At 53.7% G+C, this 10,620-nt stretch carries 11 protein-coding genes and 1 pseudogene; all 12 read left to right on the forward strand.

Features of this window, described 5'->3' with window-relative positions:
- Nucleotides 1–266: 266 nt before the first annotated feature.
- Nucleotides 267–1,145: a LysR family transcriptional regulator gene (locus ABEQ74_RS12395; protein WP_430122484.1), complete on the forward strand. Its 879-nt coding sequence runs from the start codon at nt 267–269 to the stop codon at nt 1,143–1,145.
- 139 nt (nt 1,146–1,284) lie between these two features.
- On the forward strand, nt 1,285–2,121 hold the full coding sequence (locus tag ABEQ74_RS12400; protein WP_430122485.1) for a transporter substrate-binding domain-containing protein: 837 nt from the start codon (nt 1,285–1,287) through the stop codon (nt 2,119–2,121).
- Between the two features lie 33 nt (nt 2,122–2,154).
- Complete coding sequence (locus ABEQ74_RS12405; protein WP_430122486.1) at nt 2,155–2,940, forward strand: amino acid ABC transporter permease; 786 nt, start codon at nt 2,155–2,157, stop codon at nt 2,938–2,940.
- A complete protein-coding gene (locus ABEQ74_RS12410; protein ID WP_430122487.1) occupies nt 2,937–3,647 on the forward strand; it encodes an amino acid ABC transporter permease in 711 nt (236 codons plus the stop codon). The genes ABEQ74_RS12405 and ABEQ74_RS12410 overlap by 4 nt, the downstream gene beginning before the upstream one ends.
- Nucleotides 3,644–4,396 (forward strand): amino acid ABC transporter ATP-binding protein, encoded by a 753-nt coding sequence (locus tag ABEQ74_RS12415; RefSeq protein WP_430122488.1) that lies wholly within the window; start codon nt 3,644–3,646, stop codon nt 4,394–4,396. The genes ABEQ74_RS12410 and ABEQ74_RS12415 overlap by 4 nt, the downstream gene beginning before the upstream one ends.
- Before the next feature lie 13 nt (nt 4,397–4,409).
- Entirely contained in the window at nt 4,410–5,426 is a 1,017-nt protein-coding gene (locus ABEQ74_RS12420) for an LLM class flavin-dependent oxidoreductase (RefSeq protein ID WP_430122489.1), read from the forward strand.
- A 43-nt stretch (nt 5,427–5,469) separates the two neighbouring features.
- Entirely contained in the window at nt 5,470–6,645 is a 1,176-nt protein-coding gene (locus ABEQ74_RS12425) for a M20 peptidase aminoacylase family protein (protein ID WP_430122490.1), read from the forward strand.
- Between the two features lie 160 nt (nt 6,646–6,805).
- Complete coding sequence (locus ABEQ74_RS12430) at nt 6,806–7,273, forward strand: DinB family protein (protein ID WP_430122491.1); 468 nt, start codon at nt 6,806–6,808, stop codon at nt 7,271–7,273.
- A gap of 36 nt (nt 7,274–7,309) precedes the next feature.
- Complete coding sequence (locus ABEQ74_RS12435) at nt 7,310–8,647, forward strand: LLM class flavin-dependent oxidoreductase (protein WP_430122492.1); 1,338 nt, start codon at nt 7,310–7,312, stop codon at nt 8,645–8,647.
- Between the two features lie 120 nt (nt 8,648–8,767).
- The gene (locus ABEQ74_RS12440) at nt 8,768–8,989 is read left to right on the forward strand and encodes a hypothetical protein (RefSeq protein WP_430122493.1); all 222 of its coding nucleotides are present in this window, start codon (nt 8,768–8,770) and stop codon (nt 8,987–8,989) included.
- A 75-nt stretch (nt 8,990–9,064) separates the two neighbouring features.
- Entirely contained in the window at nt 9,065–9,634 is a 570-nt protein-coding gene (gene ssuE / locus ABEQ74_RS12445) for an NADPH-dependent FMN reductase (RefSeq protein WP_430122494.1), read from the forward strand.
- 696 nt (nt 9,635–10,330) lie between these two features.
- Nucleotides 10,331–10,435, forward strand: a pseudogene (locus ABEQ74_RS12450) (3-hydroxyacyl-ACP dehydratase FabZ); the annotation flags it as partial.
- Nucleotides 10,436–10,620 lie beyond the last annotated feature (185 nt).

The raw sequence follows: 10,620 nt of genomic DNA on the forward strand, positions 1-10,620 counted from the left end.
TTACCACTCCTTTTTTCGGTCATTTAAACTTTAGAGGATACGGCTATATCCTGATAAGGTGAGATTAGTATAGCAGTTTATTCCGATTAAACACATTGGAAAACAAAAATATTAATGCTTTCATTAAAAAAATCTATAAGCATATTTGGTTTGACAATAATTTGTCAACTGCCTAAGATAAGGATAATTTATAAGGAAATCGCAGTTTTTAAACCATCTATATTCATTGGAATAGTGAGTATAATTATGTTCCCGGAGGTGTTAGCTTGAACATTGAAAACATCGAGGCTTTTGTCTACATCAACCACTATGGCAGCTTTAACAAGGCGGCAGACGTTCTGTTTCTATCCCAGCCGACGGTGACTGCACGCATCCAGTCGCTGGAGAGGGAACTCGACTGCAGGCTGTTCGACCGTTTGGGCAAACAGATTCATCTGACCGACAAAGGTAAACAATTCCTTCCCTATGCCCAGCAGATCCTCCAAACCTTCCAAAAAGGGAAACACCATCTTCAATCCAAAGCGTCCATGCCCAATGAGCTCAGAATCGGAAGCACGGTTTCGGTATCTAATTACTTAATGCCCTATCTGCTTATAGTGCTCAACCGCCGGTTTCCCGAGATGAACTTCAAGCTGACGACCGGCCCCACGGAAGAGCTGGCCGGCAAGCTCTCGTCCAAGGACATCGATCTGGCCTTCGTCCGCAAGCTGATGAATCCGGCGTTTCAATCCTATCCGTTCTTTGAAGATCCCATCCGCCTCTATGTATATAAGGATCATCCGCTTGCTGCTGCCGGGAGAGCCTCCATTCGGGATATCCGGCACGAGACGCTGGTCTTCTTCGAATGCGGCTCGCTGGATTGGCTGCGGATTCACCGGGTATTCGAGAGTCTGGAACAGCCGCCGAATATCGTGTTCCAGGTCGATAATTCCGAGACGGCGAAGAAGCTTGTGCTGGGGCGGGTGGGCATCTGCTTTCTTCCGGGTCTATGCGCTCAGCAGGAGGTAGCCGAGGGAAGCCTGATTCCCGTAGATATTGCCGAGACGGCAGGCATTTCCCTGCAGACCCATCTCATCTCCTTGAAAGGGCAGAACAATGAGTTTCTGGACTCCTTGCTGGAGCTCGGCCGTGAATTGTCCTATTGATGAATTGCATGGATGAATAGAAAAACTCTATTAGACGCGTTTCCCAAATCGCGGTAAAGTTAGTGACAACAAAATCCTCACTAAATCTATAGGAATTATTAAATTACGGATCGGGACAAGAGTGAAGGGGGATGAGGTCGTGAAGAAATCAATCGTGGCAGCCGTTGTAATCGCGTTGGCAGGGGTGATCGCCGGATGCGGAACAGGCACGAAGAGTGGAGAGGCACAAAAAGATAGCACGGCGAACGCGGCAGAAGGAAAAGTAACAAAGATTGTTGTCGGCACGGGCACGGCCTTTCCTAGAATCTGCTTTATTGACGAGAACGGAAAACTGACCGGCTTTGACGTTGAACTGGTACGGGAGATTGATCAACGTTTGCCGGAGTATGAGTTCGAGCTGCAGACCCAGGAGTTTTCCAATCTGCTGCTTAGCCTGGAAACGAAGAAAATTGATTTTGTGGCCCACCAGATGGAGAAGAATCCGGAGCGAACGGAAAAGTACCTGTTCAATAAAGAGCCTTACGCCTACTGGCGGAATAAGATCATCGTCGCCAAGGAGAACGACTCCATTCAATCGCTGAATGATTTGAAGGGGAAAAAGGTACTGACCGGTGCAACCAGTGCGGCTGCTCAGATTCTGGAGAACTACAACAAGGAAAATAACGATGCGATCAACATTGTCTATCAGAACGGCGCGGCGAATGATACCGTGAGCCAGATTACGACGGGCCGGGTGGATGCAACCGTCGGGGCGGACTTTACATTGCCGCTGATCGACCCGCAAGGAAAGCTGAAAACAACGGGCGACCACCTGTCGGAGGCCGACATCCTGTTCGTATTCCGCAAGGATGACCCGGACAGCCAGAAGCTGTCGGATGCGGTTGACGATGCGATCAGGGAGCTAAAATCGGATGGAACGCTGACCAAGCTGAGCAAGGAATGGCTGGGGGACGACTTCACGTCGTCGAATCCATGATGAGATAAACCTAGTAGAAGGGAGACGGGGTCCATGGGTGCACCGTTCGATTTCTCGTATGTATTTAGCTTTCTGCCTAAGCTCTTGTCGACGTTAGGCGTCACGATGCTGATCGTGGCAGGCTCTCTGCTGGTGGGAATCGTCGTCGGATTTCTGGTTGCCCTTCCCCGCCTCTACCGGATCCCGGTGCTGAACGCGTTCTCCAAGGTGTACATTTCGTTCTTCAGGGGAACGCCGATCCTGATCCAGCTCTTCTTGTTCTATTACGGTCTGCCGGAGATGCTGAAGCTGGTTCATATCGACATGTCACGGGCGCCTGTCATGGTATTCGTGATCCTGACTTACGGGCTTCATACCGGTGCCTTCATGTCGGAGATGATCCGGGCTTCGGTAACGGCGGTGGACAGAGGCCAGGTAGAGGCGGCGTACGCCATGGGGATGAAGGGACATCAAGCCTTCCTTCGGATCGTCCTCCCTCAAGCGCTCGCGATCGCGGTTCCGGTATTTTCGAATATGGTGATTGCCCTGCTGAAGGATACTTCCTTGGCGTTTACCCTCGGGCTCATGGAGATGACGGGAAAAGCGCAAACCCTGGGCAATATCACCCAGCATTTTATCGAAGCTTATCTAGCGCTGGCTTTCATCTATCTAGTCATCAGCTTTACGCTGGAGAAACTGCTGCTGGGAGCGGAGCGGCGCCTGATGCGTCATGAGGCTCCGGAGTCGGCGGCACGTGAAAGATTCCGTATGCAAAAGAAATTGTCCTACCGCCGCATCATCGCCGGAATGCGACCTGAAAAAGGAGGCGCGGAGCTGTGAAAATCGATCCATCCTTCATATGGACGGCATTTGTAAACTTGCTGTCCGCGATCCCGACAACGCTGTTGATCACCGCCGTATCGGTCACGGCCGGATTTATGATCGGGCTTATTGCGGCATTTGCCCAGATCTATAAGGTGCCTGTGCTCAGCCAGATCGCCACTGCCTACGTGACTTTTATCCGGGGCACTCCCATGCTGACGCATCTGCTGCTGATCTATTTCGGCCTGCCGGTGCTGGTGGATGCGCTGTCCGCCCAGATGGGCTGGGGCTTTAAGTCATCCTCCATTCCGATGATCTGGTTTGCGTTCATATCATTCTCGATTACGGCAGGCGCGTATATGTCCGAAGTGATCCGTTCCGGCCTGCTCGCGGTCAACCGGGGGCAGCTGGAGGCAGCCTATTCGATCGGCATGACGACGTGGCAGGCGCTGCGGAGGATCGTATTCCCCCAAGCCTTGGCGGTCAGCCTGCCAAACCTCTCCAATTCGGTGATCGGCATGCTTCATGGCTCGACCTTGGCATTTACCGTGTCGGTTGTGGACATTAACGCGCAGGCTCAGATCGTGGCTTCGACCAACTGGAAGTTCTTCGAATCGTACTTGGCGGCGGCAGCTATTTTCTGGGGGCTTACGCTTCTCATCGAAAGACTGACCGCGATCATCGAGAGACGAATCAATCTCTACAATCGGGGGGGCGTCGCATGATTCAACTGACCGATATTTCAAAGTCATACGGCAAGAACCCGGTGCTGAAATCCATTGATCTGACGGTAAACAAAGGGGAAGTGGTGGTCATTCTGGGGCCGAGCGGTTCCGGCAAAACCACGCTGCTGCGCTGCGTGAATTATCTCGAGAAGCCGAATGGCGGCGAGATTGCTATCGGCGATTACCGTGTCCAGTGCAAGCGCGCCACCAAGAAGGAGATTCATGAACTACGCCAGAGATCGGCCATGGTGTTTCAGCAGTACAATCTGTTCAAGCATAAGACGGCGATCGAGAACGTGATGGAAGGCCTAGTCGTCGTCAAAAAAATGCCAAAGGCCGAGGCAAGGCTGAAGAGCATCGCCTTGCTCGAAAAGGTGGGTCTGGCCGATAAGCTGGATGCCTACCCGAGTCAGCTCTCGGGCGGACAGCAGCAGCGGGTGGGCATTGCCAGGGCGCTCGCCCTGGAGCCGGAGGTGATCCTGTTCGATGAGCCGACGTCGGCGCTCGACCCGGAGCTTGTCGGCGAGGTGCTTGCGGTCATTCGCAAAATCGCGAAGGAGGGGATCACCATGATCGTGGTAACGCATGAGATGGGCTTCGCGAGGGATGTGGCGAACCACGTCGTGTTCATGGACGATGGCGTGATCGTGGAGCAGGGCCCCCCGTCCGAGCTATTCCATCATCCGTGCGAAGAACGGACCAAGCAGTTCCTGAAGCGGATCACGCCTGAGCTTAACTATAGCATTTAGGAGGCCAACCAATATGGGAATTACGATAAGCGTGCTTGACCAAAGTCCAATATATCCCGGGGAAACGGCAGCGGAGGCGTTCGCGCACACCGTGCTGCTTGCCCAAAAGTCGGAGGAGCTCGGCTTCCGGCGCTTCTGGGTATCCGAGCATCACGATTCGGACCATGTGGCGGGGTCTTCGCCGGAGGTGCTCATCTCTTACCTGTTAGCCAAAACCCAAACCATCCGCGTGGGATCCGGCGGCGTCATGCTGCAGCATTACAGTCCCTACAAGGTAGCGGAGAATTTCAACGTGCTGGCCGCGCTCGCTCCGGGACGCGTGGATCTGGGCATCGGGCGCGCCCCGGGCGGTTTGCCGCGCAGTACGCAGGCGCTGCAGCGGGGCGTTCAGGAGGACGCGTCGTTAACGGATAAAATCGTCGAGCTTCGCCAATTTGTTCATAACACGCTGGAAGAGGATCATCCGCTCGCCGGGCTTCGCGCGGCTCCGCTGCCGGAGACCGCGCCTGAGCTGTACGTGCTGGGTGCTAGCGCAGGTAGCGCGGAAATTGCGGCCGGACTCGGACTGCCCTATGTGTTCTCCCTCTTCATCAACGGGGATGAATCCGCAGCGCTGGAGGCCGTTCGCGTTTACCGGAGCACGTTTGACTACTCCCATGGCAGAGAACCGGAGATTCTTGTCGCCCTGTCCGTGATCGTGGCCGATTCGGAGGAGGAAGCGGCGGAGCTGGCAGGATCGCTGAAGCTGGTGAAGATTCATCTGGCCAGCGGCCGGACGCTGGCGCTGGGGACGAGGGAACAGGCCGAAGAATTCGGTCGCCAGGCAGGAGAGCCGTACACGATCGTGGAACAGGAGCCGTTCATCACCAAAGGGACAAAGGAAACCGTGCGTGGGCAGCTGCTCCGACTTCAGCAAGCTTCGGGCGTCGACGAGATTATCGTCACCAGCAATATCCAGCCCTTTGACAAGCGAATCCGCTCATTCGAGCTGCTGAGCGAGGCGTTGGCTGAGGTTCCTGCCGAGGCGTAATCGAGACGGCCATAGATCCGTGACTATTTAGGAGGTTTTACGAATGCCAAGCCAAGTTCTATCCACGAATATAGACATCCATCGATTTATTGAGATTCGGCGCCATCTGCACCGGTATCCGGAGCTGTCGAACGAGGAGTTCGAGACGACGCAGCTGATCAGGGGCTGGCTTGAGGAAGCCGGGATACGGGTCACGGAGTATCCGCTTGCGACAGGCGTAATCGCCGAAGTCGGCGGAATTCAAGAGGGGCCGATCATAGCGCTGCGAGCGGACATCGACGCCCTGCCGGTCCAGGAAGAGACGGGACTCCCGTACGCCTCGACGATTCCCGGCAAAATGCATGCCTGCGGGCACGATTTTCATACGGCTGCCCTGATCGGAACGGCGTATGCCCTGAAGCAGCGGGAGCAGGAGCTGAAAGGAACCGTCCGGCTGATCTTTCAGCCTGCGGAAGAGAAGGCCAAGGGCGCGAAGCAGGTGATCGACAGCGGGGCGCTCGAAGGCGTGCAGGCGATCTTCGGCATGCATAACAAGCCGGACCTGCCTGTTGGGACTATTGGCATTAAGGAAGGTCCGCTGATGGCCGCCGCCGACGGCTTCGTGGTTGAAGTGGCGGGGAAGGGATCCCATGCGGCCGTGCCCGAAGCGGGCCTTGACCCGATCGTGACCGCGTCGCATATCATTACGGCCCTTCAGTCCGTTGTAAGCCGCAATGTGAGCCCCTTGAAGAGTGCCGTCATCAGCGTGACGAAGCTGCATAGCGGAACCGCGTGGAACGTGATTCCGGATAAAGCGCTGCTGGAAGGAACCATCCGCACCTTTGACGACGACGTCAGGCAGCAGGTGCTCGAACGATTTGACCAAGTCGTTCAAGGCGTGGCGGCAGCTTTCGGAGCGACAGCTGCCGTGCGCTGGATCGAAGGACCGCCGCCGGTCCATAACGACCGCAAGCTGGCGGAGCTCGGTTATGCCGCTGCTGATGAAGCAGGATATGAGGCGGTGATACCGGTTCCCTCGCCGGCCGGGGAGGATTTTGCGGTGTACCAGCGCGAGGTTCCCGGGTTGTTTGTCTTCATGGGAACCGCAGGCACGCAGGAGTGGCACCATCCGGCTTTTGATCTGGATGAGCGGGCGATTCCGGTCAGCATCGATTTCTTCACGAGGCTGGCGGAGCAGGCGCTCCGGCATTATCATGCCGGCGGGGAGACTTCGCGATAAGGAGTTCTTTTGTTATTGTCGTTGGAATGGAAGCCTTGCTCCTATTTCATGCTTCGCCATGAATAGGCCCTGAACACGGACTGTAGCGTTATGCGAAGGGCAGTTCCTCGTTATTTCTATCGGGGCAGGTCATTATCGAGTTTGTATTGGAGGAGATCGAATGAGCAAATTCCCTATTGAAGCCTTTGTTAATACGCATGATCAACTGCTGGCCGCCGTCGCCGGCCTTAGCGAGGATCAGCTCCAATGGAAGCAGGCACCACACATATGGAGCGTACAGGAGGTGCTCTCCCATCTGGTGGATCACAGCATCGTGATCTCGTTCCGAATCCGGGACATTCTGGCCGGGACGACGGCCCAGCTGCCCTCGTTTAATCAGGATGCCTGGGTCAGCGGTCAATATTCGAACGAAGGCAGAGCCGCGGATATTTTGGAAACATTCCGGGCGCTGCTGCACTATAACAGCTTGTTGCTTCGTCGTTTGAGCGCGGCCGATGCGGTCAAAACCGGCATCAATTTCAAAGGGGAGACCGTCAGCGTCTCGGATATCATCAGCGGTTTTACCCGTCACGTACAGAATCATCTTGGGCAGATCGAACGCATTAAACTGGCTGCCGCTCCCGTGTGAGACGAGGGCGCTAAGATCGATAAGGAGGAATGGAACATGGCAAAGCAAAGACAATTGAAATTGGGGGCGCTCCTGCACGGTGTGGGCGGAGGAACCTCCATGTGGCGGCATCCGGATGCGCAGCCCGACGCAAGCGTCAATTTTGATCTGTATAAGCAGTGGGTTCAGAAAGCCGAAGAGGGCAAGTTCGACCTGATCTTCATCGCGGACGGCTTGTATATCAACGAAAAATCGATACCGCATTTTCTGAACCGCTTTGAGCCGATCACCATTCTAAGCGCTCTGGCCGCCGTTAGCACCAACATCGGTCTTGTCGGTACGTTGTCCACCTCGTACAGCGAGCCGTTCACCGTGGCCCGGCAGTTCGCGTCGCTTGACAAGATCAGCGGCGGACGCGCAGGCTGGAATATCGTTACCTCTCCGCTGGAGGGTTCTGCCTTGAATTACGGCAAGAAGGAGCATCCGGAGCACGATAAGCGATACCGGATCGCAACGGAGTATTTGGAGGTTGCCCGGGGTCTGTGGGATTCATGGGAGGACGATGCCTTCGTGCGGAACAAGGAGACGGGCGTATTCTTCGATCCGGAGAAAATGCACGCGCTGAATCACGAAGGCGAGTTCTTCTCCGTGAAGGGGCCGCTGAACATCGCCCGTTCCAAGCAGGGGCAGCCGGTCATTTTTCAAGCGGGCGCGTCCGAGGTCGGCAAGAACTATGCCTCCAAGGAAGCCGACGCGGTATTCACCGGACATGAGTTTGTGGAGGTTGCGGCAGCCTTTTATCAGGACGTGAAGGCGCGGGCGGCGGGATTCGGCCGGAATCCGGATGATGTGCTGATCTTTCCCGGCATCAGCCCGATCATCGGCAGCACGCCGGAGGAGGCCGAGCGCAAATATGAGGAGGTGGCCAGCCTTGTGACCATCGAGAATGCCCTGGATTATCTCGGCCGATTCTTCGAGCATCACGATTTCTCTCAGTATCCGCTGGATGAGCCGTTCCCTGAGCTGGGCGACCTGGGCAAGAACAGCTTCCAGAGCGGTACCGACAAAATCAAAAGGGATGCCAAGGAGAAGGGGCTTACTCTTCGGCAAGTGGCGCTACAGTCGGCCACGCCGCGCGGCGGGTTTATCGGCACGCCGGAGCAGGTGGCAGACAAGATCCAGGCTTGGTTCGAAGCCGGGGCAGCCGACGGCTTCATGATTACCGCAGCGGTGCCGAACGGACTGAAGGATTTTGTGGATCATGTCGTGCCGATTCTGCAGGAGAGAGGCATCTACAGAACCGAGTACGAGAGCGACACGCTGCGCGGCAATTTGGGATTGCCCGTACCCGAGAACCGGTACAGCAAGGTTCAGGTAGTTGCTGCCCGTTCCTAAGGGACGATTCGCATGAAGGCTGCAGTAGAGCGTGATGACATGATGGTTTTTGCGGGGGAGCTTCGGGAAGAGCTCTCCAGGATCTGGAGGGACCTATAAAAGCTGGAGCTTCGAGAAGGGATGGCCGTGGTCAATGACGGAGCCGCGCTGCGTCGTATGACGCAAGCCGCAGGGAAGGTGCTGGGTGAGGAGCAAGAGCAGGGGCTCCATTCACCAAGCTTGGCGGGCGAGGATTTCGGTTGGTACTGGATCAGGTCCCTGGTGCCTTTGGATTCATCGGCTGCGGGAATCCGGATCGGGGAATCGTGCATGCGATACACCAGCCCCGATTCGTCTGGATGAGGATGTCCTGGTGCATGGGACGCGAATATGGGTACGCTTAGCCGTACATGACGTTTACGAATAAGGAGGAAGACCATGACAAAAATTGCATTTATAGCGGGAAGCCCGAATCAAGAGTCCCGTTTGTTCGGACTGACGCAATATTTAGAGGACCGCTTGGTCATTGCCGGCTACGAAATCGAATTCGTCTCGGCAGCGGATCTCCCGCCTGAGGATTTGCTGCGGGCCGATTTTAACAGTCCGGCCATCAAGCAGGCCATCGCGGCCGTTGAAGGAGCAGCTGCCGTAATCATTGCAAGCCCGGTGTATAAAGCTTCCTACTCGGGAGCGTTGAAGACGATTCTGGATCTCCTTCCCCAAAAAGGCCTGCAGGGTAAGGTCGTGCTTCCGCTGTTTATCGGGGGCACCATCGCGCATTTGCTTGCCGTGGATTATGCACTGAAGCCGGTGTTATCCGTACTCGGAGGAACCAACATTCTCAGCGGGGTGTTTGCCGTAGATCAGTGGGTCACCCGCCTAGAACTCGGCGGTTACGACATAACGGAGCAGCTCAGAGAACGCTTGGATGACGCGCTGAACGAGCTGCAGGCAGAGCTGGCCCGATATTCGGCTGCACCGGCAGAGCGTCAGGGGCAGGTTGTCTGACGCATTGGCCGAGGAGAAGTATTTGTTTTGGAGTTGCATAATTCCTAATTATTTGCTGTTAATCGTTATCTGACACATTTAAATAAAAAATTATGCAACTAATTAAATTATTCGAACGACAAAGATATACCTATGTACAAAATACTATGTAATATACACATACTAATTGGATCAAAGATACTAGTGTTGATGCTAAATTCCATGAGTTGTGACATCATATATCAAATCTAAAGATAAGGACAGAAGAAGTCCTGTTCTTTTTCATCGTTTTGAGCTATGAGATAGGACTTTTTTATATACTAAATTTAAGCATAGGTAGGTATTAAGATGGTATAAATACACCTACCTTGATGAGAAAAATGGTTACCGCTATGAGTTTCATAAATAAAAATATTCATATATATAGCTGCAAACTGGATGGGTGAACAGATTGACGGCTCGTTATCGGCTATCAGCAGCTTTTTAATTTTTGAAGAGAAGGAGAGTGATAAATTGATTGATCCGATGCAAACACGCCAATTGTGACACAAATCATCTGTCGGGTGACAAGAACATATTCCGATTACCGATTAGATAAGTTTATAGTTATTTACACTTCTCTAATTCATTAAGCTAACGGGCAGATCAGTATAATAATGGATGATTTCTCCAAATGACGTTAAAATGGTTATAAGCCAATATTAGAGGAGGAAATTCATGCTTGATATTAATCAAATTAAAGAGCTTATTCCCCATAGATATCCCTTTCTTTTGGTCGATAGAATCTTAGAAATTATTGAGGGAAAGAAAGCCGTTGGAATAAATATTGAGCCATGCACATTCGTGTGCTAGATTAAGGATGATGTTTAAATGAAATTGAAGAACCTACCGGGTGGAAGAAACAGTGGACCAGAGGAGTACAAAACTCCTCTGGTCCATTTTTTTGCGGTTATGTTATTGTCCACTGTGATGTATTTCACTAAGTTGTCGGAAAAGGTTGACCTTTT

The organism is Paenibacillus solani (genome assembly GCF_050475945.1).
GTDB classification, from domain to species: Bacteria; Bacillota; Bacilli; order Paenibacillales; family Paenibacillaceae; genus Paenibacillus_AQ; species Paenibacillus_AQ solani_A.